This window comes from Brevibacillus daliensis, from assembly GCF_021245735.1.
GTDB lineage: Bacteria > Bacillota > Bacilli > Brevibacillales > Brevibacillaceae > Brevibacillus_B > Brevibacillus_B daliensis.
In genome coordinates this window covers 114,710-138,225 of the sequence record NZ_JAJISB010000001.1, presented here as the reverse complement: position 1 = coordinate 138,225, position 23,516 = coordinate 114,710, and the positions used below count along the sequence as shown (strand labels likewise).

Genomic DNA, 23,516 nt, shown 5'->3' with positions numbered 1-23,516 from the left:
ATAATGATACGAAATGTATCATTAACTTATGATCACTTTCTTGGATGACGATAGGAGGCTATTTATGAACGATATACTTGTAAAAATCCCCGTTGAAAAGGGTGTGCGTGTCTTAATCATGGAAGATGGGATGCTGCGGGATAATATGAAACTGGAGGCTTTTCATAAGCTGACGATTGTCACGCAAAATGACAAGCTACTAGATATCGAAGCTACTAAACGAAAAAGATACAGATAATAGCCTGACCGAAATGCGGAGGGCACCAGAGACTTATCACTGAAAAAGTGGTTAGTCCCTGGTGCCCTCTTTTGTTTACAGATAAGAATTTATAAAAATTCTTATTTGAATAAGTGCTTTATCTGCGCCAGAGGCTGGAAAAGCCAAGTTTTCTAATTATCTGAAAGGGGGAGCTACCATGCAAGAGCTTTTACAGCAATATAAGAGAACGAGAAAGAACTTGGCAAAAGCGAGAGATACGTATAAAGAGACTGTGACAGAACAATTGAGCGAGAAGGGGAACCGCAAGAGCGAGTATGAGCTGCTCACAGAAATGATGGGAAGCGTGGAATATGTAATCGCCTGGCTCGAAACAGGAAAATGTCCAGGGAACAAGCGGGGAATTGAAAGACGATCTGCCTATCAACGCGAGGTATTAATGGACCCTATTCTGCTTCAATCCCATATCAATCGAACCAACGCAGGAAGTCCTGCCAATATAACTGACAGTCAGCGTAGTGAGATAGAGTCGGCATTATCCACGTTAAGTGAAAGAGAAAAAGATTGCTATATCATGGCACATGGACAAGGTATTAGTCAGTATGACATAGCTGAATTGCTGGGAGTATCTCGTGGAACAGTTGATACCTACATTAGAAGGGGGCAAGCAAAGATCTCTACTTATTTGAAGTTGAAAAAAGAAGAACCATTTGGCATCTCTAAGAAATAATGGAGGTGCCATTTTTTCAACGAATCTGAAAAAGTTAGTAGTGCTTGTCTGTCGAATGCCACCTATTTTTATAGATAAAAAGAGAAAACCCGCGCACAATTACGCGGGTTTGTCTTTCACAATATGATTGAAGCTGGAAAATTAAAATTTTGTGTCGCGCTGCAAAGCGTTCTGGTTGTCGGTCGTATGGGCTATCATCGGAGAGATAAAATTATTAGACATTGGATAAGGGTTTTGGTATTGATTCAGGGATTGTATCGCTTGTGGCGAAACCTGTCCTTTGTAGACAAGAGCAGCAGGAGAAACCTGATTGTTGTATGCCGTTGTCTTTTCGTTGTAAGTAGGTTGGTCGTTGTACAAATGATGGGGTTGTGTGTTAGAGCCCATGTAAGCTTGGTTTTGATGAAACGTAACTTGTTGTTGGTGGAACAAGGCCTGCTGATGATGAGCATCTGCGTGATAGCGGTGCAATTGTGCGTGCTGCTGATGAGCGAAGGCCCGTTCTTGGTGTTGACGTATATGCATCTGCATCTCTCCTCCAGAACATGCTGTTTTTTCATATGCTGCGGCATCCAGGTGCCTTTCAAAGTATGTCCAACTGGTAGAAGAACATGCAACTAGGAATGTACAGATGACGCTGGGGGCAGGATCAAGGAGAATACACCTCTTGGCGGGTAAGAGAAGGGAGCTATACGATATGGAAAAGGATTGGATAGAAATAGCGCAACCTGAGATTCCGGATGAAGTGAGGCAGGTGGAATTGCCCGAGATCGGCGAGACGACCCCTCATCCAAAACCAGAGGGTCCGTTGCTTCGAATGGGAAAGCGATGGTTGCAGAAGGCGGGGCTGGAGAGTCAAGATTTCGAAAAACACATTTTTTCAAGACATCGTAATCAGCCAAAATAGCGATACTTACAAGGTTTAATGACCATCTACGAATGAACACCCCGCAACTTTTTTGCATGATCTGAAGAAATCTAGCAATGCTTGTCTGCCGAATGCCACCTATAAGTGAAAGCTAAATTATCTCCACGATGGAAGAGAGGAGTGTTTCTCGAAAAACAGACAAGAGCTGATCCAGTTAGAAAAGAAGGTGAGGGAATGGAAAGAGATGTAGCTACGCTGGTTGATCTAGTAAATCAGGCATACCCGACTCTTCCAGTTATGACAAATTTGGAAGAGTGGATGAGCAGTCTGATAGAGAACGAACTGATTTTTGTACAACGAACGGCTGTTACAGAAAAGGGCAACAGCTTAACGAGTACAAAAGTGATGACAGAAGCAATCATTGTTCTTCATTATCCGAAACGAGATGGAAAGTACCAGCCATTATCGGCTTCTCCATTAAGCAATATCTTGCGTAACGGGAGATATTCCTACCGGGGAACTACAACCGGACTTCTCATAGATGTTGATCTTAGTACTCTACGGATTGATTCTACGAGGAGAGATCGAACAGAAATAACGTTTCGTTTCGAATATCTGCAACCAGTTGTAAGGGATCAGGTAGAGAAAATCCAGAAATTTATGGTAGAGGAAGGATAACAATTGAAATCTATAACAAAAGCAGATTGGATCGATTCAGCGAGACTACTTAACGCAGAACGATTCGAGATTGCTGGTGCACTTTATGATGTTGAAGAAAAAGAGTTGATTCAAGAAACGGAAGTGCTAATTCGACTTCATAACTATAAAGGAGGAGTATAAATGGGATTGATTCGTGAACGAGCAGGTGTACATGTTGAATTAAAAGCAAAGGCGCAGGAGCGAGTACTACCAAAAAGCGGTGTTGTACTAGTTCCTTATCAGGCTGAGTGGGGTGCCCCCAACCAACTGGTAACCATGAAGGGATTTGAAGAACGAATTCAAGAGACCTTCGGCAAGGTGGATACATTGGAATTGGCAGCGGAGAGTGGTGCTACGATTTTGGGATACCGAATGACCTCAGCATCTGCAACCTCTGCAAGCTATACTCAACCTGATTCCATTACAATTGAAGCTCTGTATCCAGGCACGTTAGGTAATCAAATTATGATTACGATCGTAGATTCAACAGCGGAATTGGGCAAGAAGGAACTACAAATTGCAGGTCCGATTAAAACGGAGAAGTTCTCATTTGCTGATCATGATGAACTCATGACGAAAACAAAGCAGTCCATTTATGTACGAGTGGAAAAAATCGGTGAAGCAGCTATTGCAATTGAAGCTCAAACTGCCTTAGAGGGTGCAACGACAGGCGTTAAGGAGCTTACCGCAGGCGATTTTACCCTTCTTTTGCAGGCTGTATCGGGAGCTGACTTTGACGCTTTGTACCTGCCAAGTGCTGAGCTTTCCGTACAAGCAGCGGCCAAGCAGTTCGTGTTTGATCGAGAAAAGTTCAACAACAAGCGAAGTACGTTGGTTATTGGTGGCGCTATTGAAAATGATACCAACATGCAGGAATTAATGGACCGTTCTTTGTCCCAGAATTCTAGACGTGTCGTAAACTGCGCGATTTCCGGTATGCATCATAACGGTACTCACTATGCTAGTCTTGAGTGGGCAGCTTGGGTAGCTGGGATGATTGCTGCTACACCAGCACATATCTCCCTCACTGCGCAGCTAGTTCCCTTGAAAAAAGCGACTAAAGATTGGGGCCATTCCGATATTCAATCTGCCCTTAATTCAGGTACGCTAATTGCTGTTCGAGATGGTGATGTCTACCTGATCGAAAGTGCAATTAACACCTTAACCACCCTGAAGCAAGGCGAACGTGAAGACTTCGGGAAGATCCGTGTATCTATGACTCTGGACCAGATTGTCAATGATATTTCAATGGTTGGTAAAAAGTATAAAGGTAAGCTCAACAATAATGATATTGGTGGAGCAACGTTTGTAGGTGCGGTAAAAACCTATCTGGAAGTACGTGAAAATCAGGGTGCCATTGATACGGGCTGGATTTTTGAAGATAAGAAAAATGGTCAAGGGGACAAGCGTGGCTTTAAGCTTGCCGCCAAACCGCTAGATGCCATTGAGATTTTCGATATTGAATGGGAGGTGCTGTAAGATATGCGTCAAAGTGATATCAAGCTTAAAAATTGCCAGATTTATGATGAGAATGGTGACCCAATCTACGGAACACTGGAGGGTAAACTTACCCTGAAAGCGGAGTATGGAGATGTAAAGCGTCTGCAAAAAGGTGCTGTGCAAACCGTAGATTCCTGGCACGTTGAAGTTACTTTAAAAGTATCATCTGTTAACGCTGCCTTCAAATATTTTTGTGTTGATCAGATTACATCAGGTAAAACGCCTGTTATTCCGCAACTTCTTGGGGAATCTATTGATAAAGAGAATGAAAATGCTGAGCGTGTAAGAATTAGCGATATCTACTTGAATCCTGAAGAGATTACTCTATGGGAAGCGAAAGCAGACGGAACAGATCATGCGACCTATGAGATTAAAGGACGTAGCAACAAAAAGCCAGATTTCCTGGATGTATTACCAGAATATATTGAAGAATAGGAGTGGCGAGCTACAATGAACAAGCTAGAAAAATTCTTGGCAAAAGCGACAGAACCAGTTGTGCATACAGAAGTGGAAGAAATTATTGATGGTGAACGATGGAACGTAAGAAAGTTAAACCTAGTTGAAAATCGTCTATGCGAGCGTGAAGCAAGCAAGGGAGATGATTTCGACTGGTATCGCTACAACGATGCACGCATTGTAAAAGCAACCGAACACGATTTTAACTGGAATGATCCAGAGTTACTTCGTGCCTATAAGGCTGCCAATAAATTTGAACTGCCTGGCAAATTGTTTAATCATAACATTGATGCTTATGCCGCCTTACTAGAAGCAGTTCGTCGGGTAAATCAGGGACAAACTGAAGCAGAAGCTATTGAAGAAGCAAAAAACTAATCAGATCCGACGGGGAAGCCTGGCATATAGCTAAGGCTTTTTTACGAGGACGTGGTGTGCCGTCGGACTTAGTAGAGTATGAAGTAGATCGATATAAGCAAAAATTATTTATCATTGCGTGTCAATTGGTAGAAGAGGAAGCGGGAGAAGAGTAGTACTCCCGCTTTTTTCTATTTGACAGATAAGAATTTAAAAAAATTCTCATCTGCATAAGTGCAACTAAGGCTTTGCCTGCGCAAAAGGCTTGACAAAGCCAAGTTTTCTAAGATGAATGGACTTCTTCAAGTTGAAAGAGGAGGTGAGCAATGTGGGAAGTGAAACAGCTGCTGTTACCTCGGAGTTATTTACGATCAAGCGTGAAATGGCAAAAATCAGGCAAGGTATCTCAGGTGTTGAACGAGAGATTAAGCTCAGTTCTTCTGGGATGCAAAGGGAAATCTCTGGGGTAACAAAGGAGTTAGGTAAAGCTCGTACCGAGTATGGTAAGTTAGGCACGGAATTAACAAAAGTGGGGAATATGCGTGTTAAGCCTAAAATAGATGTAGATCATGGCATCTTTAAAAAGATCATGGATGCAAGAAATTCACTAGTTGAAGTTTCTGGTTCAATCATTACATTATCTGCTGGAGCAGGATTTTCTACCGTACTTTCTGACATGAAAGAAGTAAACAGGGAGCTAGCCTTATACAGAGCAAAAGACAAGACGGCTGAAGATGAGAAAAGGCTAAAAGAGACGACTGCTGAAATCAGAAAGTTAGATCCTTATCTATCAGGGGCAGTAGCAACCAAACTGGCAATAAAGAGTGAACAAATGAATGGGGTACGATTCGGCGGAGCATACGCTACTCGTGCTGCAAAGCTAGAGCAATCCACTGGGCTTAGTGCAGACAAGAATCTTGAACTGATACATGCACTAGCTAAGGGAACAGATGTAACGGATGCTGATCGACTAGCTAATTCCATTCAATATATGAGTAAGGAATTACCTCAGTTTAATGAGGATTTTGTCAAGTCAATGGTAGAATTTTCTCCTCAGATGGGTAACTTTTTTGATTCGCCTGAGCAAGTAGCAACGCTCGTAGGTGAAATGAAAAACCTTGATATCCTGTCTCCCGGAGCAGGGACAAAGGCATTGAAGGATACAGCTAACAAAATGGGCAACGAGGAAGATTTGGTCCAGTTATTTGTCACTGGCTATAAAGCAAGCGGCTTATCCTCGGAGGAAGCGAATGAAAAGGCAAAGGTTCAGTCTGCTGAGCTTAGTGAGCTCTTAAACTCGTCAGATGAGTCCGCAAACCGTGAAGGTATGGGACAACTAATGCTTATGATAGCCACTCTGAAGGATCAGAAAGTGCGAGATAGTATGCTAGTAAAACTTGGTGGTCCAGAATTTGGCAAGCAATATGCAGATTTTTTTGAAACAGCTGGTCTTATTTCAACGGGTGGAATTGCTTCGAAAGTAGCTAATGACGAGGCTGACAAAGCATATAAGGCTAGTACAGAAAATGATCAGTTTAAAATTCAGCAAGCTCAGATAGAGGTTCAGCAAAAATTAATGGAATTGGGTAATAAAATAGCCACAGATCTTACTCCCGCCATGCTGATTCTGTCTAAGGTGGTGGAGGGAACCATCTTTGGTATAAGCTTTTTACCTGGGCCATTACTAGCAGCTGGTGCAGGCTTACTAGCAGGTCTAAAGGTAATTGATAAATTCGTAAGTTTTTTATCTGCTAGTAAGAATCTGTTTGGCAGAGGAAAAGATATTGGTGGCAAAATGGCTGGAACATTTTCAGGCTGTTGTTGTGAAGGTAGTGGAATAGGTGGAAATCGGGGTAAGAGAAAAAAGAAAGGAAGCAAGAAAGGTAGCAAGAAAGGAACCGAGAAAAACAAAGGAAAAACGGCTGGAAAGCTAGGCGGCAAACCAGGTGAAAAACCAAAAGGAATCTTTTCAAATATTAAAGAAAAATGGTTTGGTGGAGGAAAAAACAATAAAGATGCTAGTACTAATACGTTAGATTCCTCGAAAAAAGCTAAACCGACTCCACCGAAGGACGTTACTGATTCTGGTGCAGCGGCTAAAAAGACTCCAAAGGACTCTGGATCTGGTTTTTTTGGCAAATGGGGAAAACGAATCGGTAAAAAAATCCCTCTGCTTGGACATGCATATACTGTAAAAAACGCTTTACAAGCTGAGGATAAAAAGGATGCGTTACTAGGAGTAGGTTCTGAACTAGTAGGCGGGGCTGCAGGAGCAGCAATTGGAGCAACAATTGGAACTTTTGTTCTTCCGGGTATTGGAACAGCGGTTGGCGGGTACATCGGAAATGTGCTTGGTTCCGAGGGAGGAAGAGCACTCTATGACAAAGCTAAAGGCTTCTTTGGTTTTGGTAAATCTGAACCTGTTTCCTTACCTGAAAAAGAACAACCACCAATAGCTTCTTCTCTTCCTGACCGTTCTGCCAAAGAAATGTTCCAGTCATACGGAGCAAGTGTAAAAGGCTTGTTCGCAAATACGAGTATAGGAAAATTAGGGAGTAAGCTTCACGGAAAGTTTAGCCCTGGTGTAAAAACATGGTGGGATGGGCAGGTAAACCAATATAAGGAGCGTCAACAGAACTCCCCGGCTTTACATGCACCGAACACAAGTCCAGCGATAAAAAACCAGGAGAAGGCTAAACTGGTCTCTGTCACGATTCCCTCCTTGCCTATCACGTTACAGGCAGAGGGAGTCTTGCAAGATATCGCAGGGATGCTACAGATGCTAAAAGATCCAAAAGTCGGTTCTGAAATAAAATGGATTGTAGAAAAAGCGATCATTGATGCCGTTGAAACAAAAGGGGGATTGGCATGATACGTTTGCAAGGCAAGTATCGGCTAACTTTTCCTGTCACCCCGGCAGAAATAAGTGTCAAAGGTTATGGGAATGACACGGAAAGCACGACAAATATCTCACTCTATACCAAGAATAGACTTGCTGCCCATCGTGCCAAGTCTATTTCTTTTGATTTTTGGCTGCCAGGAGATATAAGCTCTCCTTTAATTGAAGTAGAGGGATATAAGGGACCAAGGGAATGGCTAGCTGGTTTGGATCGTATTTCCGGCAAGGAAGTTCTGCTAACTATTGAAGAGCTGAATTTAGCCTGGAATGTCTTGATTGGTCCAGTAGATGGGGTCTTTAAAGGCGTCAATACAGATTATTATGGATCAATTGAACTACCTATCTTTTTAAAAGACGAGCTGTTTCAATGGTCGAATAACAAGGAGCTGTTAAAGCCGCCTGTTATTCTTGTCCAAACTCAAAAGACAAGACCAAATACGAGCGGAAAAACAGCCAAGAAGAAACCATCTACAGCATCAAAAGGTGCGAATAGCAATGAAAAAACTAGAATTCAACAGAAAAGAAATCTTCGCAATACGCCAGAGCATTAGGGGAGGGAGAAACGTGAAGGTCGTATACGGAAAAGAACAGGAACGAATAGATCTTACGCCTCTTGTAACCAGTGTAAACTGGTCTTCCTCACGTGGACAAATTGCTCAGATAGCAGATATTCAGATTTCGGACTCCCCTACTTTGCAGGCAGCTGGTTATCTGATGCTTTTTGCCAAGGAGATGAAAACAAGAGAGCAATTTTTTCATGGACCTATCCTCAAGCTGGATCGCGATGAAAAGACACATGATCTGCACGCAACAGCTTATGAATTATCCTGGTATTTGCAAAAAAATGAAGTAAGTCGTCCTTATCTAAAAGGGGATGCAGGTAGGGAATTGGAACGTCTCATCAAGGGGGCAGGAATCAACTTTTCCTGTCCTTCTTTTGGTTTTACGGTTAAGGAACGAATGAGTACACAATCATACGCTTCACTTTTTACCAGCCTTGTTGAACAAGCCTATGACAAGACGGGTATCCGTTATTTTATTCAACATGAACGAGATGTACTTACCGTATTAGCAGAAGGGAATAACTCGCTTATTCCCGTTTTTCAGATTAACCAACTAGAATCAGCTTCTCTGGGTGAGTCAATCGAAGAGGTTTATACCGTGATTACGGTCGAGCGATACCAGGACGAACGAGTAGCTGGAAGTGTCACTAAGGAATCTGCTCAGCTAATTAAGCAGATTGGAAGAATGCAAAAGATTATTGATACAGGAGAAGAGAAAAATCTATCTGCAATGGCTGCCAAACAACTGGCTGAGCTGTCTCGTATTCCGAAGACAAGAGCAATATCTGTCCGTTTTTCAGATTCTTCCCTGTTACGGTTGCGTGCTGGTTGGAAAATCAAGATTCAGGAGAAAAGTGGCAATCTAACGGAATGGATTGTTACATCCTGTAGCGGAAGTGGAAAAGGAACGGAATTTACGATGGAATTGCAACTGGAAAGGAGAGGATAGACGGTGCATGATGCGATTAATCGAATCATGAAGGGAGCCAGGCAAGGTTTCACAGACACACAGGTTGAGTTTGGCACACTAGAGGTTTATTCTCCTGTCGTGTTTAAGCTGCATGAAGATCCTGCTCCCTTGAAGGAAACAGATAAGGATCTGGTATTTTTTCATCGGGAAGTGTTCACCGTTCTCGACGTGGGTGCTACCTATGCATTAGCACGTTGTAGCAATGGACAATATCTGGTGCTGGGGAAGGTGAAATAATTGTTTCCAGTGATTACAGAAGATGAGATGAATCAAGAGGTACAATTGCGAATGCCGTGGACATACCGTATTGATTGGGGAACGAATCAACTCATGCAGGGCGCAGATGGACGATATATACGCACTTCTAGCTATGCTGAGTATCTGGAGGAGGTTTGTAAAAAGATTTTAAATACAAAACGATTCCAATATCAGATATACAGTGACCGAATGGGTGTGGACTATTTTGACCATATCGGAAAAGTGCCCAAATACGTCTCCCTCTCCATGATTCAGCGAGAAGCTGAGGATGCCTTGGAAGCACATCCAGAGATTGAGCGTGCTGAGGTATCAGAAGTGCGCTTTGTTGAGAACCGAGTAGCCTTCTTCGTATCGATAGAAGGGGTGCGCGGAAAAACAAAGGTGGTGGTAAATACATGGCAACAGTAAAAAAGCCTGAAATGCCTATTTTACGAGAATCAGCAGATGAAATCTATCAACGAATCTATAATCGTGCGGTTGAACTTGCTTCTTTACGGGGAGATACGCCTCCTTCACCGGAAGAAGGGCAAATTTTTTATGATTTCCAGTATCCACTTGCAGAGGAAATATCGGAACAACAGCAATTGGATGAGTATAAATTCTTGCAGTGGTTTTTACCTTGGTCAGACGGAGAGTTCCTCGATGCCTGGGGAGTGTTTCTCGGATTAAAACGAAAAGAGAATGAGTTAGACAAACCATACCGAGAACGCTTACTTGCTAAAGCTTCTGAGGAAGAAGGAAGTGGGGCTATCTACGATTACACAAGATGGGTAAAGGAAGTGCCAGGTGCAGGGGAAGCTTACATTTGGGGAGAGGCACCCAATACCGTGCATATTGCCATTACTGGTGAAAACGGGTTGCCTGCTTCAGAAGATCTGGTTGCGACAGTCCTGCAACATCTTCAACGGGAAGATCGCCATCACATGAACGATAAACTGGTGGTGAAGCCCTCCGAAATATTGGAGATTACCATTACGGGAACGATCACGGTATGGGAGCCAGATGTTTCTATTGAAGCAAATATTTTGGAAATAGAAAAAAATATCCGTACCTATGTGCAAGAACAGACGAAAAAAATTGTTTATTCTGACCTTTATCGTCTTTTTAAGGTAGATGGTGTACTGGATTACGGACAGGTGACGCTTAACGGGGGGCAAGCCAATGTAGAGATACCATTTGCAAGCATTCCCGTAATCAAGAGCCTGGTGGTGACGAGTCAATGAGCATGATTCCAGAGCGATACAGGGAACAGGTACCTCCCTATTGGTATGAAAATAAGGCTGCACTTTATCACTATGAGTCTGGTGGTGGAGAGACAGAATTTCAGAGAGCTAAAAAAATGGACCTAGACCGTCAGATGAGTATTACAACAGCTACATGGGGACTTGTTTTTTGGGAGTATATGTTCCAGGTTAAAGCTAAGCTAGGTGATTCATATGAGACAAGACGTGCCCGAGTCATCGCCAAGTACAGGGAGCGTAATCCATTTACGCCTGCTTTAGGGAGAAGTATTACCAAATTGTTTGTTACTCAAAAAGGAGAAGAGCGGATTCAGATTACGGAAGAGCCTGATACAGGCTTTTTTTATATTGCTGTTCCACTTGATACCGTCTATGATATCGCCTCTTGGGTGCAGGATATTCATAAACGAAAAAGAGTCCCGCATGTTTTTATGCCACAGCTTGTGGTTGAAGCAGGCGTGGTTATTGACGAAATGGTGTTTGTTAGACAGAGACGTTATCACATGGTGAAAGAGTTCCGAGTAGGGATGACACCGATGAAATACCAGAATGAGGTGATGATTTGATGGACCAAGCATATTTAGAACGGGTCACACATGATCTAGCCACTCGAGTGACCAGCTTGATTGTAAATAATCAGACGGTAAGAATTCGATCTTCCGTTGAAAATGGGACAACACTGACTGTAATCACTGAGCCTGTACGCGGGATTGAGAGAGTCAGTTCGTTGAAATTACTAGATGAGCGAGGACAGGTTATTATAGAGCGAACAGCAGACCTATTCGTTCTGGATGACCAATCGCTAGAATTCCGCTTTGAAATGAATGTGAGAGGAGAGCGGTAAGTATGCCGTACCAAGCAAAGCTGGATTGGACTCCTGATAGTCCAGTGACAGAGACAGATATTAATCGCTGGGAAAAGGGAATTGATGATGCCCATAAGCTGCTAGAGCTGCATGCCATTGATATTTCCCGGTTGTTGATAGATTTGAAGACAGTGAAGGATGCCGTGTTTAACAACTTTACGGATAATGTGTTTTTTGAGGATTTTCATACGTTGGATGATGTGTTGCTGGTTGAGGGATGGTATGACGAGGAGAATAAGAGGGTGGTGGTTTGATGGGGATTAGAAAAATGTGGATGTCTTCGGATAACGGCCAGTTTGCGATGAAAGGAGGGAGGACACCGTGGCTACTTTAACACATAAGTTTCCAGAATCTACAAGTTCTACACAAACACAGAAGTTAACTATCTCGAAACTAAAACAAGTTAAGAGTGTAACGGTTGACAAAGGAACGGTTACTTACTCAGTAGATGGTGAAGAGATCACGTTTAATCTAAAAGGGCGACCTTATGATCGTCGTGTCCAAACTGGCGGTTCATCACCTGTATCAAAAACAGCAAGCACGACCAGTTCCGATACTGGTAATTCATTTGGAAGTTGTTCGGATGCACAATCACTTGGTGCAGGAAAATTACCACAGAATGTATCATATAATAGCGGGGGATATAGCGGCACGCTATATAGACAGTCTACTTCATATGGAAGTTGTACGTGGGATCCTGAAATAACTTACGGTCGCATATATAGCGTAACCGCAACGGGACATTATAGTGGAACGGTGTGGACTGCTGACACCAGAACTTATGCTTACTATTACTCTTATACAGTTACGGTCGAGTATATAGACAATGCTAATCCTACCGTATCGCTTACGAATCCTATTGACAATCAGATATTGACCGAAGGAAATGAATTAAGAATTGAAGGCTCCGCTTCAGACTCAGATAACAGCAACGTCATCACAACAAAATACAAAATCAACAATGGAACGACTAGGGCTCTCGCATCCGGTATTTCGGATGGCACGAGCCCTCTTTCTTTTGCAAAAACCTTTACCTATAAAAACAAACGCCTACATGATGGCTCAGTCGATATCACAGGCACCGATCTCCCAGAAAACACCGATCACACCATTACAATCTGGGCAGAAGATGACCAAGGAGGCAAATCACCAGAAACGATTCGCACCTTCCGAGTCATTCACAACCGCCCACCACTAGTCAGTGGTCAAAACAGCAATCTTGGAGCAATCAATACAGTACCAACCATAACCTATTCGGTGACCGACCCAGAGCAAAACGCCTTTACCATCACAGAAAAAATAAACAACCAGACCATCCGTAGTTTTGCTGGAGTAGCATCACAAGAATACACAGCTACCATCCCACAAGAAAAATGGATTCGCCTTTCGCTAACAGATGTACACAAGCTAACGATTGAAGCTACAGACAGTCAGGGTCTTACTTCGGTACGTAGCTACACCTTCACCAGAACAGCAGACAAAATTTCATACCAATTAAAAAATCCTTTCCAGACAGATATAGCAGCTAAGCGTATTCTCATTACCATTGATGCGGATATTCCGGCTGGAGCCACATACAAAGTTGAAGTAACGAACAACGGGCAGGATGCTGAACCATTTTGGGAAGATGCTACAAACAACGTAAAGTTTAACCGCGGCTATATGTTCACAAACACAACAAAAACCGCAGAACAATGGGCGGTAAACGTCCGAATGTTATTCGAGAAAAATTCAGCAGGCTCTCCTGTTATTGTTCGTGGATTCGGAGGTGCATTCGATTGATTCTGATGAAACCTAAACCACTTTCTCAAATTGAGAAGGAGCGACAAGATTCCCAATTACCACTCCTTACTATTGGTCAGGAATTATCGTTACAGAAGCTGGATCTCATGCAAAAAGAAGAGATGATCAAAACGATGGGGCAAGAAATTGCGGCGTTAAAACTGGAAATCATACAGCTGAGGGGAGCGGGTCAATAATGCAATTTTGGCAGCTAGCTTATGAATGGAAATGGGTAACAATCGAACAGTTATGCTTGGCGGTCAGACATGAACAGAATCATTATGGGGACATTACAAGAGAAGAATTTACAATAATAACTGGTCAAGATTTTGATCTATAGAATGTAGAGTATAACTGTCGACATCAACCTTGATATGAAAGTACCATTCAATGGAGAATGGGAGAAGACTTCGCAGTAGATGCAGCAGAAATGGTAATGAAGAGCTAAGGTCCTATATAATCTCTTATTTAAACGTATTAGTACAAAAAGCAATGCCCTTACAAGTAGCCTCTGGGAAGTATCCCCAGAGGCTTTTTCTACCTGTACCAAAAAATTTAAACCGAGCAAAGTTACTTCCTAAACCGCATGAAAAACATCCTCTAAAGAAACCAACTAGTTAAAGGAGGTTCCAAATGGGATTAGACGAAAGTGTCTTCAAGCTTTTGTTGCAACAGGGCCCTTATGCTGCCCTTTTTATTTGGTTGTTATTTTATGTGATTCGAACGAACAAGGAACGTGAAAATCGACTCCAAGACTTGTTGGACAAATTTAGTGATAAGTATGATCTCATTATTTCTGAATTACGTGATTTAAAAAATCGAGTTCATAAATAAACGAACAGATGGCATCTATGCTAGAAAAGGAAAGGATGACACACGTAATGAATGCAGTACCACTTGTAGTGATTGATTCTGGCCACGGAGGAACAGATCCCGGAGCGGTAGGCAATGGGATGCAAGAAAAACAACTTACCCTTCAAATCAGTCTGTATCAAAAGAATCGGTTTGAACAATTAGGGATACCTGTGATTCTCACGAGAGAGACTGACCGCACTCTTACACCGAAAGAAAGAACAAGTGCTGTAAAATCAAGCGGAGCAAAATACTGTATTTCCAATCATATTAATGCAGGCGGTGGAGAAGGGGTGGAGGCAATCCACTCTGTTTTTTCATCCGATCTGTTAGCGAAGGTAGTAGTTGAGGCCATCGCAGCATGTGGCCTAAAATACCGACGAGCTTATAGCAAAAAGGGAAATGACGGTCGAGATTATTTTTTTATGCATCGGGACACGGGTAGCGTAGAGACTGTAATCGTGGAGTATGGTTTTATCGATCATCCACGAGATGCAGAACTCCTGAAAAAGAATGGTAATGTATATGCGGAGGCAGTAGTCAAAGCATTTTGTGAGTTCTTTAAGCATTCTTATACAGCACCGGTAGCGCAAGTTCATTGGGCGAAAAAAGAGAACGATGAGTTATTTCAGGCCGGTATTCTCAAGAATGATCATAGCCATGAACTAGATCAACCCATCACGTGGGGAGCGGCGTTGTCTCTGATAAATCGCCTGAGAAAGGGGGGGAAACACTCATGAAACCGACAGCCAATCTGTCTGTAATGATTGTGGGAATTTTGGGATCTGCAAAATTGATCGCAGAGGCTTTTGGATTAGAGGTAATTTCCAATGAGCAAATTAATCTAATTGCAAATGGTGTTGCCGCAGCTGCTACCGTACTTGCTACGACCTGGAATCAGATCAGGAAAAAAACGGAACAGACAAAAGTCCTCTAATTTGCTGCAAAAAGGATTCTTCTTAAGCACCTTATTCGAGGGAGTATGTAAGCAGGTCACTGCTCATATCTTATGAATAGAGGCATTTTGTTACTTCATAAGGCTAAAAGGAGGAACCGGCATGAAGGGCTTCATGTACGTTTTTTGGGGTTTGATACTATTATTTGTGGATTTTAAACTGGTTCAGTATGATATTCTTCCTGATCTGGTAGGCTGTATTTTAATAATTATTGGGCTTAAACAATTGTCATCTCATCACATGCACTTTAAAAACGCCATGAATTACATCATACTGTTAGCAATACTCTCTCTTTTCGAATACATCCCTTTATTTAATCCGAACAATTGGTTTCTAGCGATTCTGTTTGTTTATGTTAATTTGGTGTTGCATCTCTACTTCATCTACAATCTTTGTAAAGGAATAGAGAAAGTGGCTAGTCGGAAGGGACATATTACACTTGAAAGGAATGCATCCAGCAGATTTAAAATTTTTTTGTGGGCAACGATCACATCTGCCATTGTTGTCTTACTGTTGTTGATGACGAATGCATCTCTTTTTGGACTTTTGACCTTCGTAGCGATTATCTTCCAAATCATCTCCTATGTACTAGTTCTTGCATTGGTTTGGGAAGCAGAAACGCGTTTAGGCGCAAGATAACAAGGAATAATTCATCCATACAGGCAGGTACAAGAGAGGAACGTTCTCTTGCACCTGCCTTTTTTTTGTCCTACATTTATACGCTGTAAAAAAACTTTAATAATAATGTAATTTCACTCTTGCTAAATATATATGTTTATTGTATACTAATTTTTGTTGAGCAAACAACATATACGGAGAGATACCGAAGTGGTCATAACGGGGCGGTCTTGAAAACCGTTAGGCGGCAACGTCACGGGGGTTCGAATCCCTCTCTCTCCGCCATTACCTTACATAATGAACCTGATGAACATCCCATGTTTGTCAGGTTTTTTTGTGTCTCCAAGCAACGTGGATGATCTTACAGGTTCTATTGAAGTAGGTAAGAAAGCCGATTTTATCATCTTGGACAAAAATCTGTTCAACATTCCAGTAACAGGAATTAAAAGTGCAAAAGTACTTGTAACTGTAGTGGAAGGCAAGAAAACTTATGTTGACCCGCAAATGAATCTAAAGAAATAGTCTTATACCCGGAATCGTGGGCAGTATCAATTGGCCACGATTCCTTTTTTTGCTGGATAATAAGTAAGGAACAACCACGGATCTAATCAGGCAGATTTTCTGGAAATATTCAGTACAGATAATCCATAAAACAGGATTGTTGTCACAATGAGAATACTTACGCTAGTACCAACACCAATCGTATAATCTCCAAATTGATATACCACTCCCATATCAAGCATGAATGTTTCGACTACTTCGGCAGGAGCATTTGCGAAGGAGGTTTCCATCGGCTGCTGTAACAATACCTGACGAATTAATGCGCCAGCGTGTGATATTGGGAAGATCTTGATAAAAAATTGAACGGCTTCTGGAAGTAGTCCGATTGGAAGATAGATACCAGTCAGAAAACCAATAAGCGTTCCGACGATGGTACTGGCGGTCGAAAAAGCATTTTGACTTTTGAAGAATGAGACGATAAAAAAGACCATTGAACTGCTGGCAAGAACTGATAAAATCAAAAGGGCAAATATCTTCAGCATGTTTGTGATGGATAAGATCTGTCCACCGACGCTGACGATGTAGATCTCGGCAAGGATAAAAGTGACCAGACTCATAATGATTCCGATAATAACGGAGCTTACGATGTATCCGCCAGCTAGACCGGACCTCTTCATTGGTGAAGCAGAGAAATCCTTAAAGAGCATTTTAGAGCGGTCTTCCACCATAATGCCGAATGCGCCCATAGTTGTTGTTACCGATGTCACAGCTAGTATACCTGCCATCACCCAACTAATGATCAACGTTTTGCCACCATCGATGTTCCCTACACTTCTCACCAGGTTATCTCCTAGAAACAGTGCATATAAGCCAATAATGATAAATACAGCTAATAATGAGAAAAATACTGCGCTTTTATCCCGGAAAAAAATCAACAGATTCCGTTTCGCAATCGGTAACATTATGATTCAACCCCCTTGCCCGTGACGTGAATAAATACATCGTCCATGGTGCCATTAATAACTTCCAGATTAGCTATATTCGATTTACAGTTCTCAATTATTTCAATGGAATCTATCGTGCGTTGAAGCTGTATTTGGAATACGTGATTGGTAATAGTAAAAGGTACATGTAATCTGTTTAGGGTTTCGGACAACTCCGCTTCATCTATTGGTTTGATTTTTAACAAATCCGTGGCAAAGCGTTCTTTTAATTCAAGAGGAGTACCTTTTGCTACGATTTCACCATGCCCCATGATGGTAATGTAGTCGGCCTGAGCAGCTTCCTCCATGTAATGAGTCGTTAAAAACACAGTCATTCCTGTCTCTTTTTGCAATTTTTTAATCGTATCCCATACATTTTTTCTTGTTTGAGGGTCCAATCCAGTTGTCGGCTCATCAAGAAACAAAATTTTGGGTGTATGAATAAGTGCTCGTGCTATATCAACACGTCTACGCTGGCCCCCTGACAGCTTCCCATAAGGACGATTAATAAACTCGTTAATATCCGCAATCTCCGCTGCCTGCTTTATTGCTATTTGAAGTGCAGCACGTTTTAATTGATAAAAAGAACCTCGAATCTCCAGGTTTTCTTTCACTGTAAGCAGGGGATCGAGCAGGCTATCCTGAAAGACGATTCCGATACTACTGCGTATCTGATTATCCTCTTTACCCAGAGTGAAACCATCGATTAGTACGTTTCCGCTGTTAGGCTTTAATAAGGTAGAAATAATGTCGATGGTAGTTGATTTACCAGCGCCGTTTTCTCCTAAAAAGGCGAAGAGAGTACCTTGTTCCACATAAAAATTGATGCCCTTTACTGCATGTACATTGCCATATGATTTTGTAAGCTCTGAAACCTGAATGATTTTATTCATGTTCAGTATCTCCTTTGCCAGTTTGCTGCTTGCGTGAATGAATTTTTTTGTTAATATAATTGGCATCAACATGATTTTTGATCATGACAACACTATATACTCCGAAATAAACCAAAAGGATTATGATACAGATTGCCAATAGATTTGTTTTCGATAGTACAAACATGTTCATGAGCAATCCCACTGTAAGAACAACAAATAGAATGTCTGATAAATGAATGGCAATCATCATCAGATTGTTTTTTACAGGGATTTTATCTGTGAAGTACATCAAAACTGTGATACAGGAGGTCATGAAAAAAATTTGAAAAACAGAATATGCAGTAATAGGAGGGAAAACATTAATGATATCCAAAATTGAAAAAATCAAAATGAGCAAGGTGAACGAAATACAAGAGGTAGTAAGATAATGTTTTAGTTTAAACAAAAGGATTGCCTCCTTTATGTATTAAATTTTTGTTTAAATGACTGCACATAATGACGATTAATTATCACTTTTTCTTTGTTCGTTAGCTCAGCTTCAAATTTTCCGTTCAGCAGGGCACGAACATTAGAAACTTTTGTTGTATTTATGATGCATGATTTACTAATCCGCACAAAGCTGGTGGCTAGCAGTTGGTGCTCAAGTTCATATAGTTTAAGCTCACACTCAAATATCTCTTTTTCACAATAAACGAAGGTCTTATCATCAATTGATTCTATGTAGAACACATCTTCAAAACGAATGATGTAGCTACGCCCTTCTTTTTTCCCTGTAATAGAAAAGGAGTAAAGTCTGATTTGGGCAATCAAATTTTCTAAATGGGCATCCATTAAACCACATTTAATCGTGATTTCCACTTCCTTATATTCAAGTGATTGGTCAATAATTAATCTCAAGGATTTCACTTCCTTCCTTAATCTAGATTGTTCCACTTGATGAATATACACTAACACGCATACCGTTTTCATTACAATTCTTGTCGAGGTAAGTTGCTTAAAAAGGTAGGTAACATGCAAAAAAAAGCAGGATATCCCTGCTTTTTTTGTCATCAGTTTCAGTGAAATTGTACGTTGTTCGATTGCTTACTTTTGCAGTTTCTTGCCTAACATAAACATGAACCAGATTATTCCTGCCCCAAGAACGGCATGTCCAAGTCCCGCAAAGTGATTTAAGCCGTTAATATCGAAGCCCTGTACTTGAGCAATTCCACGCACATACATAGTAACAAGAGTTAATACTAAACCCGCATTATAGACGATGAACCATAATGTAAAAGAGCGAACCTCATTTACGGCAAATAACTTAGCCAGAATTAAAACAATCAGGAAAAACATGAAGCCCAATACAAGAAGATGCGTGTGCGTTCCTTTTAAGATTGTAACTCCTTCAAATTCATTCACCTTAGTAAATTCTCGGTAAAAAATCCCGGAAAGTAATCCTGCAATCGCATAAAAAAATGAGGTGTAATATAAGCTTTTTTCTTTCATGACAAACCCTCCAATCTACAATGATAGGTAATAACTGACCTTTTGTTAAAACTGAGTATCTATGTAATTCTTTTTATATAAGAACAATTTTAACAAATGAATATGACCGTTAGATGAACAAAGTGTTACAAATAGAATAACTAATCTGCATAAAAAAATGCCCTAAGCTTATACCAAGATTGGCACATGCTTAGAGCGAATGGTTATTGTATGGTTTTAGTTTTGATCTTCATATTTATTTGAATAAAAATAGCTGATCCATACGGATAAAATAATCACAAGTAACAATACCGGAAGACCAATCCAGATCATGCTTTCCGAAATGAAGATGGAGAGGATCAGTAATAATACTCCACCAGTGAAAAATATCTTGCCGCCAGCTTGTTGAGTTTTTTTCCAAACCCATTCATTTTTAAATGACCAAGGTGTACGTATACCCATGTAGGAGTTCATTTTGAGCCGGGGCATGTAATTGCCTATTATGATGAATAAACAGCCAAGCAATAATATGATCATATTTCCCATTGAGAAGCTACCCCAGATGTTTTCAGCAATTATCAAGATGTGCATGACAAGCACAAAGAGCATAATTAACTGTTGAACCAAGCTTATTGTACGGTCAGAGTAAGATGCAGATTGGGTATCATTTTTTCCTTTCTTATTTGGTAGAAAGGTGAGTAAGAGCTGTAAAACGACCAAAATTATCGGGAATAACAAGATAGCAAACCATTTGGATGTAAACCCATCTGCTACTCCGGACGGCCCCCAGTGAATGGCAACCTGATCCGGAAGATATGGTATGCTGGCAAAACCGAGTAATAAACTTGCTGCTAATGTCGCTAGAAAAAAAAGATGTTGTTTCATCTTATTTCTCTCCCTTCTTAAATGTCCATAACCAGCTCATCAGATCTTGGAGAACAGTTGTGTTAATCGAGTAGTAAATGAATTGCCCTTGCCGCTCATCTATGACAAGATCTGCTTGCTTCAACAGGTTGAGATGATGAGAGATGCTTGGTTTTGTCATGTTAAATTGTTCGGCTATTTCTCCGGCAGTCATATCCCGTTCTCGAAGAAGCTCAAGAATGTCACGTCGTGTTGGATCTGACAAAGCCTTGAAAGCCAGTTGTATACTCATGTAGGTTACTCTCCTTACTTCGATATTTAGAAAATTATCTAACTATCTAATATGTTACATGACGTTTTATCATTCGTCAAGAGAGCAACAAAACGGTCATGACCGTTTTGTTGGACCGCAAATGGTCACATCCCAATTTTGTGAAAAACGTCGAGACGTTTTTCACAGAAAAAAAACACCCTTTCTCTTGTAAGAAAGGGCGTTTCATGTGCTTAGATTGGAATATGTCATCAAATCACCTGCCGCTTAGCAATCAGTAGATAGTAACGTTATACTGCTCTTCCGTGATAAAAAGAAAACATAATTCTTGTTGCAAGTGCATTAGACTTCATTACAGCTAGTTCTTTAGCCTTACGGGCGGCATCGAGCATACTATTTGCTTCAACGCGTTCTTCCCATTTTTTTGTCTTGGTTTCAAACAAGAACGTGTACGTTCTCATTTATTTTCAGCTCCTTTTTTAGTCTGTTACTAAATATATACGAATAAGTGTGTGATATGTTTCACTTTTTATTGGAAAATAAAAAAAATGCAAATCACTACAAGCTCCGAACCGACATATCAGAGAAATAATAGGTTATATATAAGTATATCATAATTTCCATATTTTTTATTATATGAATTGATTTCATAAATAGTGCTTCAAAGTTGGCAGCAGAATGAATTCAGAAAAAGTTAGAAAATAAGGTAGTAGCTGCTCCCTATGAACAAGCCGTCGTCGAAACGTTGGAGCGGTTTAAGCGGATTGCAAACAATTAAAAAATGTAAAAAGTAACTAACTCAACTATAGACTTAAAGCGGAGAAAGCCAGATAGTAGGCTTTTAAGCATATGCAATTGATCTGGCACTAACTAAACTTTGAACCGTATGTAAATGGCTCAGCTATGATATAATCGATGTCACCTTAGACTAATTATTATCTGATAAAAGGGGTTGTGCTGATTGAAGATTCGTTCTATAGAACCTACACCTAGTCCAAACAGCATGAAGCTTAACCTGGATGAACGACTACCACAAGGAATACAACATAATTATACCCAACAAAACGTGGATCAAGCTCCTGCGTATATAAAACAATTGCTACATGTTGAAGGGGTAAAAGCGGTCTTTCAGGTAGTTGATTTTATCGCTCTCGATCGTTTTCCGAATGCGTCTTGGCAAGCGATCCTGGCTCAAGTCAGAGAAGTGCTAGGCTCAATTGAATCAGGCGGGAAGACGGAAGCGGCAATAGAAGAAGGAACAGCTGCTTTTGGGGAAATTCAAGTCTTCGTACAAATGTTTCGCCAGATTCCTATGCAGGTAAAAGTAGTAGCCAATCAAGAGGAAGTGCGTGTTGGCTTACCAGAACGCTTCGCCAGGATAGCGATGTCCGCAGGTGTTAGCTCTCCTAATCTGGTGATGGAGCGTCAATGGATAGAGCAGGGGGCAAGGTACGGAAATCAACGGGAAGTTGGAGAAGAAGTAGCTCAAGAGTTGGATGCTGCTTATGATGAAGCACGATTGAATGGACTGCTTGAACATGCATTGGCGCAAGGTGGTCAGGACGTGCCTGTGAAAAAAACACCTGCTCCAAAGGTATCATTGGAAATGCTGGATCACGATGATTGGCGTAAACGGTATGCCGTGCTGGAAAGAATGGAGCCAACGGAAGATGACCTTGCGATTATGGATAAAGCATTGCAGGATGAAAAATCGTCCATTCGCCGTCTCGCAGTTGTTTATCTTGGCATGATTGCTACGGATGATGTGTTTCCTCTATTGTTTAAGGCGCTCAAGGATTCATCTGCTTCTGTAAGAAGAACGGCAGGAGATACGCTGTCTGATTTAGGTAATCCTATTGCAATACCGGCCATGATAGAGGCTATGAGGGACCGTAATAAGTTGGTTCGTTGGCGTGCTGCCCGTTATTTGTATGAAGTGGGAGATGAGACTGCTCTCATCGCCTTGAAGGAAGCAGAAGATGATCCGGAATTTGAGATTAGTCTGCAAATACGGATGGCGATTGAGCGAATCGAATCAGGAGAAGAGGCAAGTGGTACAGTATGGCAACAAATGTTGAACCGTACTCGTGACTAAAGCAAGGTATTCACATGGATAATGAAAATTTATGAGACCAGGGGGCAGAGAAAATGGGTAAAAAGGGGTTAACTGTCGGTGCAAAAGCTCCAGATTTCCAACTGGAATCAACAAGTGGAACGATCAACCTTGCTGATTACCTGGGAAGACCACTGGTGATCCTGTTTTTTCGCGGCACCTGGTGTCCAAATTGTCGAAAACAACTAGAAGTAATTCAGCAGCATGTACAGCGATTTACGGACAAGGGTATTTCGATTATCGGGATTGCTGGTCAAAAATTGGAGAACTTGAAACAGTATGCCGATGCAAATCTGGTTCCATTTCCCCTGTTGTCCGATTCATCACGTGAAGTTATGAAAGCGTATGAGGTTTTTACGTTATTGAAATGGGATTCGTACAGAATTGCCGTACCAAGCACCTATGTACTAGATGGAAACCAGGAGATTCGATATGTATATATTGGTAGCTCACAGTTCGATCGGCCTCGGGTGGATGAAATTATTAGTCAGGCTACCCGTTTAGTAGAATAGATAAACAACGCAGCGTACACATGCTGAATCCATAAAAAAGGCTTATTCTGACTCCCTTAGGATGAGGAATAAGCTTTTTTCGTTTTAGAAAACACCCGAAGT

The 23,516-nt window shown here is 41.3% G+C and carries 35 protein-coding genes, 1 tRNA gene and 1 pseudogene; 28 read left to right on the top strand and 9 right to left on the bottom strand.

The genetic code is table 11. The annotated features are described in order from the left end of the window. The first annotated feature begins 64 nt into the window (after positions 1-64). Both LM917_RS00775 and LM917_RS00770 read left to right on the top strand, forming a co-directional pair. Positions 65-238, top strand: a complete 174-nt coding sequence (locus tag LM917_RS00775) for a hypothetical protein (RefSeq protein ID WP_232695486.1) — start codon at positions 65-67, stop codon at positions 236-238. Between the two features lie 178 nt (positions 239-416). Beyond that, complete coding sequence (locus tag LM917_RS00770; RefSeq protein ID WP_232695485.1) at positions 417-947, top strand: sigma-70 family RNA polymerase sigma factor; 531 nt, start codon at positions 417-419, stop codon at positions 945-947. A gap of 141 nt (positions 948-1,088) precedes the next feature. Here LM917_RS00770 and LM917_RS00765 read toward each other — a convergent pair whose 3' ends face one another. Beyond that, positions 1,089-1,472, bottom strand: a complete 384-nt coding sequence (locus LM917_RS00765; protein WP_232695484.1) for a hypothetical protein — start codon at positions 1,470-1,472, stop codon at positions 1,089-1,091. Positions 1,473-1,614: 142 nt separating this feature from the next. Between LM917_RS00765 and LM917_RS00760 the strand changes: the two genes are divergently transcribed. The 24 genes and pseudogenes from LM917_RS00760 to LM917_RS00645 all read left to right on the top strand — a co-directional run. Continuing rightward, positions 1,615-1,854 carry a hypothetical protein gene (locus tag LM917_RS00760; RefSeq protein ID WP_232695483.1) on the top strand — a complete coding sequence of 80 codons (240 nt, stop codon included), beginning with the start codon at positions 1,615-1,617 and terminating at the stop codon, positions 1,852-1,854. A 195-nt stretch (positions 1,855-2,049) separates the two neighbouring features. Next, on the top strand, positions 2,050-2,493 hold the full coding sequence (locus LM917_RS00755; protein WP_232695482.1) for a hypothetical protein: 444 nt from the start codon (positions 2,050-2,052) through the stop codon (positions 2,491-2,493). 3 nt (positions 2,494-2,496) lie between these two features. Continuing rightward, positions 2,497-2,655: a hypothetical protein gene (locus tag LM917_RS00750; protein WP_232695481.1), complete on the top strand. Its 159-nt coding sequence runs from the start codon at positions 2,497-2,499 to the stop codon at positions 2,653-2,655. Next, positions 2,656-3,993 carry a phage tail sheath subtilisin-like domain-containing protein gene (locus LM917_RS00745; protein WP_232695480.1) on the top strand — a complete coding sequence of 446 codons (1,338 nt, stop codon included), beginning with the start codon at positions 2,656-2,658 and terminating at the stop codon, positions 3,991-3,993. Positions 3,994-3,996: 3 nt separating this feature from the next. Beyond that, complete coding sequence (locus tag LM917_RS00740; protein WP_232695479.1) at positions 3,997-4,449, top strand: hypothetical protein; 453 nt, start codon at positions 3,997-3,999, stop codon at positions 4,447-4,449. Positions 4,450-4,464: 15 nt separating this feature from the next. Next, positions 4,465-4,845 (top strand): hypothetical protein, encoded by a 381-nt coding sequence (locus LM917_RS00735; RefSeq protein ID WP_232695478.1) that lies wholly within the window; start codon positions 4,465-4,467, stop codon positions 4,843-4,845. 307 nt (positions 4,846-5,152) lie between these two features. Further along, a complete protein-coding gene (locus tag LM917_RS00730) occupies positions 5,153-7,696 on the top strand; it encodes a hypothetical protein (protein WP_232695477.1) in 2,544 nt (847 codons plus the stop codon). Continuing rightward, positions 7,693-8,274 carry a hypothetical protein gene (locus tag LM917_RS00725; protein WP_232695476.1) on the top strand — a complete coding sequence of 194 codons (582 nt, stop codon included), beginning with the start codon at positions 7,693-7,695 and terminating at the stop codon, positions 8,272-8,274. The genes LM917_RS00730 and LM917_RS00725 overlap by 4 nt, the downstream gene beginning before the upstream one ends. A gap of 13 nt (positions 8,275-8,287) precedes the next feature. Then, positions 8,288-9,235, top strand: a complete 948-nt coding sequence (locus tag LM917_RS00720) for an XkdQ/YqbQ family protein (protein ID WP_232695475.1) — start codon at positions 8,288-8,290, stop codon at positions 9,233-9,235. A gap of 3 nt (positions 9,236-9,238) precedes the next feature. Next, entirely contained in the window at positions 9,239-9,493 is a 255-nt protein-coding gene (locus tag LM917_RS00715; RefSeq protein WP_232695474.1) for a hypothetical protein, read from the top strand. 9 nt (positions 9,494-9,502) lie between these two features. Beyond that, complete coding sequence (locus tag LM917_RS00710; protein ID WP_373688748.1) at positions 9,503-9,922, top strand: DUF2634 domain-containing protein; 420 nt, start codon at positions 9,503-9,505, stop codon at positions 9,920-9,922. Next, a complete protein-coding gene (locus LM917_RS00705) occupies positions 9,910-10,737 on the top strand; it encodes a baseplate J/gp47 family protein (protein ID WP_232695472.1) in 828 nt (275 codons plus the stop codon). The genes LM917_RS00710 and LM917_RS00705 overlap by 13 nt, the downstream gene beginning before the upstream one ends. After that, a complete protein-coding gene (locus tag LM917_RS00700; RefSeq protein ID WP_232695471.1) occupies positions 10,734-11,321 on the top strand; it encodes a putative phage tail protein in 588 nt (195 codons plus the stop codon). The genes LM917_RS00705 and LM917_RS00700 overlap by 4 nt, the downstream gene beginning before the upstream one ends. Then, positions 11,321-11,599 carry a hypothetical protein gene (locus LM917_RS00695; RefSeq protein ID WP_232695470.1) on the top strand — a complete coding sequence of 93 codons (279 nt, stop codon included), beginning with the start codon at positions 11,321-11,323 and terminating at the stop codon, positions 11,597-11,599. Before LM917_RS00700 ends, LM917_RS00695 begins: the two co-directional genes overlap by 1 nt. A gap of 2 nt (positions 11,600-11,601) precedes the next feature. Further along, positions 11,602-11,874: a hypothetical protein gene (locus LM917_RS00690; RefSeq protein WP_232695469.1), complete on the top strand. Its 273-nt coding sequence runs from the start codon at positions 11,602-11,604 to the stop codon at positions 11,872-11,874. 67 nt (positions 11,875-11,941) lie between these two features. Next, positions 11,942-13,402: an Ig-like domain-containing protein gene (locus LM917_RS24595; RefSeq protein ID WP_232695468.1), complete on the top strand. Its 1,461-nt coding sequence runs from the start codon at positions 11,942-11,944 to the stop codon at positions 13,400-13,402. Then, complete coding sequence (locus LM917_RS00680) at positions 13,399-13,599, top strand: hypothetical protein (protein WP_444876682.1); 201 nt, start codon at positions 13,399-13,401, stop codon at positions 13,597-13,599. Before LM917_RS24595 ends, LM917_RS00680 begins: the two co-directional genes overlap by 4 nt. Next, positions 13,599-13,742, top strand: a complete 144-nt coding sequence (locus tag LM917_RS00675; protein ID WP_232695467.1) for an XkdX family protein — start codon at positions 13,599-13,601, stop codon at positions 13,740-13,742. The genes LM917_RS00680 and LM917_RS00675 overlap by 1 nt, the downstream gene beginning before the upstream one ends. A 293-nt stretch (positions 13,743-14,035) precedes the next feature. Next, positions 14,036-14,236, top strand: a complete 201-nt coding sequence (locus tag LM917_RS00670) for a BhlA/UviB family holin-like peptide (RefSeq protein WP_232695466.1) — start codon at positions 14,036-14,038, stop codon at positions 14,234-14,236. A gap of 47 nt (positions 14,237-14,283) precedes the next feature. Further along, entirely contained in the window at positions 14,284-14,994 is a 711-nt protein-coding gene (locus LM917_RS00665) for an N-acetylmuramoyl-L-alanine amidase family protein (RefSeq protein WP_232695465.1), read from the top strand. Then, a complete protein-coding gene (locus LM917_RS00660; protein ID WP_232695464.1) occupies positions 14,991-15,191 on the top strand; it encodes a hypothetical protein in 201 nt (66 codons plus the stop codon). The genes LM917_RS00665 and LM917_RS00660 overlap by 4 nt, the downstream gene beginning before the upstream one ends. Before the next feature lie 121 nt (positions 15,192-15,312). Continuing rightward, on the top strand, positions 15,313-15,849 hold the full coding sequence (locus LM917_RS00655) for a hypothetical protein (RefSeq protein ID WP_232695463.1): 537 nt from the start codon (positions 15,313-15,315) through the stop codon (positions 15,847-15,849). 175 nt (positions 15,850-16,024) lie between these two features. Continuing rightward, positions 16,025-16,113: transfer RNA gene (locus tag LM917_RS00650), tRNA-Ser, on the top strand. A gap of 60 nt (positions 16,114-16,173) precedes the next feature. Next, positions 16,174-16,350 (top strand): annotated as a pseudogene (locus tag LM917_RS00645) (amidohydrolase family protein); the annotation flags it as partial. 86 nt (positions 16,351-16,436) lie between these two features. On the opposite strand, the gene LM917_RS00640 reads toward LM917_RS00645, so the two are convergent. The 8 genes from LM917_RS00640 to LM917_RS00605 all read right to left on the bottom strand — a co-directional run bounded on the left by LM917_RS00640 (position 16,437) and on the right by LM917_RS00605 (position 21,250). Beyond that, complete coding sequence (locus tag LM917_RS00640) at positions 16,437-17,291, bottom strand: ABC transporter permease (protein WP_232695461.1); 855 nt, start codon at positions 17,289-17,291, stop codon at positions 16,437-16,439. After that, positions 17,291-18,205: an ABC transporter ATP-binding protein gene (locus LM917_RS00635; RefSeq protein WP_232695460.1), complete on the bottom strand. Its 915-nt coding sequence runs from the start codon at positions 18,203-18,205 to the stop codon at positions 17,291-17,293. The genes LM917_RS00640 and LM917_RS00635 overlap by 1 nt, the downstream gene beginning before the upstream one ends. After that, positions 18,198-18,632: a DUF3021 domain-containing protein gene (locus tag LM917_RS00630; RefSeq protein ID WP_232695459.1), complete on the bottom strand. Its 435-nt coding sequence runs from the start codon at positions 18,630-18,632 to the stop codon at positions 18,198-18,200. The genes LM917_RS00635 and LM917_RS00630 overlap by 8 nt, the downstream gene beginning before the upstream one ends. 14 nt (positions 18,633-18,646) lie before the next feature. Further along, complete coding sequence (locus LM917_RS00625) at positions 18,647-19,084, bottom strand: LytTR family DNA-binding domain-containing protein (protein ID WP_232695458.1); 438 nt, start codon at positions 19,082-19,084, stop codon at positions 18,647-18,649. A gap of 186 nt (positions 19,085-19,270) precedes the next feature. After that, positions 19,271-19,675, bottom strand: coding sequence for a DUF2871 domain-containing protein (locus tag LM917_RS00620; RefSeq protein WP_232695457.1), 405 nt, complete (start codon positions 19,673-19,675; stop codon positions 19,271-19,273). 216 nt (positions 19,676-19,891) lie between these two features. Continuing rightward, the gene (locus LM917_RS00615; protein WP_232695456.1) at positions 19,892-20,539 is read right to left on the bottom strand and encodes an SdpI family protein; all 648 of its coding nucleotides are present in this window, start codon (positions 20,537-20,539) and stop codon (positions 19,892-19,894) included. Position 20,540: 1 nt separating this feature from the next. Further along, positions 20,541-20,804: an autorepressor SdpR family transcription factor gene (locus tag LM917_RS00610; protein ID WP_232695955.1), complete on the bottom strand. Its 264-nt coding sequence runs from the start codon at positions 20,802-20,804 to the stop codon at positions 20,541-20,543. A 275-nt stretch (positions 20,805-21,079) separates the two neighbouring features. Next, complete coding sequence (locus tag LM917_RS00605) at positions 21,080-21,250, bottom strand: hypothetical protein (RefSeq protein ID WP_232695455.1); 171 nt, start codon at positions 21,248-21,250, stop codon at positions 21,080-21,082. A gap of 500 nt (positions 21,251-21,750) precedes the next feature. Here LM917_RS00605 and LM917_RS00600 point away from each other — a divergent pair, with 500 nt between their 5' ends. After that, positions 21,751-22,884 carry a virulence factor gene (locus tag LM917_RS00600; RefSeq protein ID WP_232695454.1) on the top strand — a complete coding sequence of 378 codons (1,134 nt, stop codon included), beginning with the start codon at positions 21,751-21,753 and terminating at the stop codon, positions 22,882-22,884. A gap of 53 nt (positions 22,885-22,937) precedes the next feature. After that, the gene (locus LM917_RS00595; protein ID WP_232695453.1) at positions 22,938-23,414 is read left to right on the top strand and encodes a peroxiredoxin family protein; all 477 of its coding nucleotides are present in this window, start codon (positions 22,938-22,940) and stop codon (positions 23,412-23,414) included. Positions 23,415-23,516: the final 102 nt, after the last annotated feature.

Excerpts from the sequence above, each read along its gene's own strand:
- LM917_RS00775 (WP_232695486.1), top strand. The coding sequence starts at position 65 with ATGAACGATATACTTGTAAAAATCCCCGTTGAAAAGGGTGTGCGTGTC.
- LM917_RS00770 (WP_232695485.1), top strand. The coding sequence starts at position 417 with ATGCAAGAGCTTTTACAGCAATATAAGAGAACGAGAAAGAACTTGGCA.
- LM917_RS00765 (WP_232695484.1), bottom strand. The coding sequence starts at position 1,472 with ATGCATATACGTCAACACCAAGAACGGGCCTTCGCTCATCAGCAGCAC.
- LM917_RS00755 (WP_232695482.1), top strand. The coding sequence starts at position 2,050 with ATGGAAAGAGATGTAGCTACGCTGGTTGATCTAGTAAATCAGGCATAC.
- LM917_RS00745 (WP_232695480.1), top strand. The coding sequence starts at position 2,656 with ATGGGATTGATTCGTGAACGAGCAGGTGTACATGTTGAATTAAAAGCA.
- LM917_RS00740 (WP_232695479.1), top strand. The coding sequence starts at position 3,997 with ATGCGTCAAAGTGATATCAAGCTTAAAAATTGCCAGATTTATGATGAG.
- LM917_RS00735 (WP_232695478.1), top strand. The coding sequence starts at position 4,465 with ATGAACAAGCTAGAAAAATTCTTGGCAAAAGCGACAGAACCAGTTGTG.
- LM917_RS00725 (WP_232695476.1), top strand. The coding sequence starts at position 7,693 with ATGATACGTTTGCAAGGCAAGTATCGGCTAACTTTTCCTGTCACCCCG.
- LM917_RS00705 (WP_232695472.1), top strand. The coding sequence starts at position 9,910 with ATGGCAACAGTAAAAAAGCCTGAAATGCCTATTTTACGAGAATCAGCA.
- LM917_RS00700 (WP_232695471.1), top strand. The coding sequence starts at position 10,734 with ATGAGCATGATTCCAGAGCGATACAGGGAACAGGTACCTCCCTATTGG.
- LM917_RS00695 (WP_232695470.1), top strand. The coding sequence starts at position 11,321 with ATGGACCAAGCATATTTAGAACGGGTCACACATGATCTAGCCACTCGA.
- LM917_RS00690 (WP_232695469.1), top strand. The coding sequence starts at position 11,602 with ATGCCGTACCAAGCAAAGCTGGATTGGACTCCTGATAGTCCAGTGACA.
- LM917_RS00675 (WP_232695467.1), top strand. The coding sequence starts at position 13,599 with ATGCAATTTTGGCAGCTAGCTTATGAATGGAAATGGGTAACAATCGAA.
- LM917_RS00670 (WP_232695466.1), top strand. The coding sequence starts at position 14,036 with ATGGGATTAGACGAAAGTGTCTTCAAGCTTTTGTTGCAACAGGGCCCT.
- LM917_RS00665 (WP_232695465.1), top strand. The coding sequence starts at position 14,284 with ATGAATGCAGTACCACTTGTAGTGATTGATTCTGGCCACGGAGGAACA.
- LM917_RS00660 (WP_232695464.1), top strand. The coding sequence starts at position 14,991 with ATGAAACCGACAGCCAATCTGTCTGTAATGATTGTGGGAATTTTGGGA.
- LM917_RS00655 (WP_232695463.1), top strand. The coding sequence starts at position 15,313 with ATGAAGGGCTTCATGTACGTTTTTTGGGGTTTGATACTATTATTTGTG.
- LM917_RS00640 (WP_232695461.1), bottom strand. The coding sequence starts at position 17,291 with ATGTTACCGATTGCGAAACGGAATCTGTTGATTTTTTTCCGGGATAAA.
- LM917_RS00635 (WP_232695460.1), bottom strand. The coding sequence starts at position 18,205 with ATGAATAAAATCATTCAGGTTTCAGAGCTTACAAAATCATATGGCAAT.
- LM917_RS00620 (WP_232695457.1), bottom strand. The coding sequence starts at position 19,675 with ATGAAAGAAAAAAGCTTATATTACACCTCATTTTTTTATGCGATTGCA.
- LM917_RS00615 (WP_232695456.1), bottom strand. The coding sequence starts at position 20,539 with ATGAAACAACATCTTTTTTTTCTAGCGACATTAGCAGCAAGTTTATTA.
- LM917_RS00605 (WP_232695455.1), bottom strand. The coding sequence starts at position 21,250 with ATGAGAACGTACACGTTCTTGTTTGAAACCAAGACAAAAAAATGGGAA.
- LM917_RS00595 (WP_232695453.1), top strand. The coding sequence starts at position 22,938 with ATGGGTAAAAAGGGGTTAACTGTCGGTGCAAAAGCTCCAGATTTCCAA.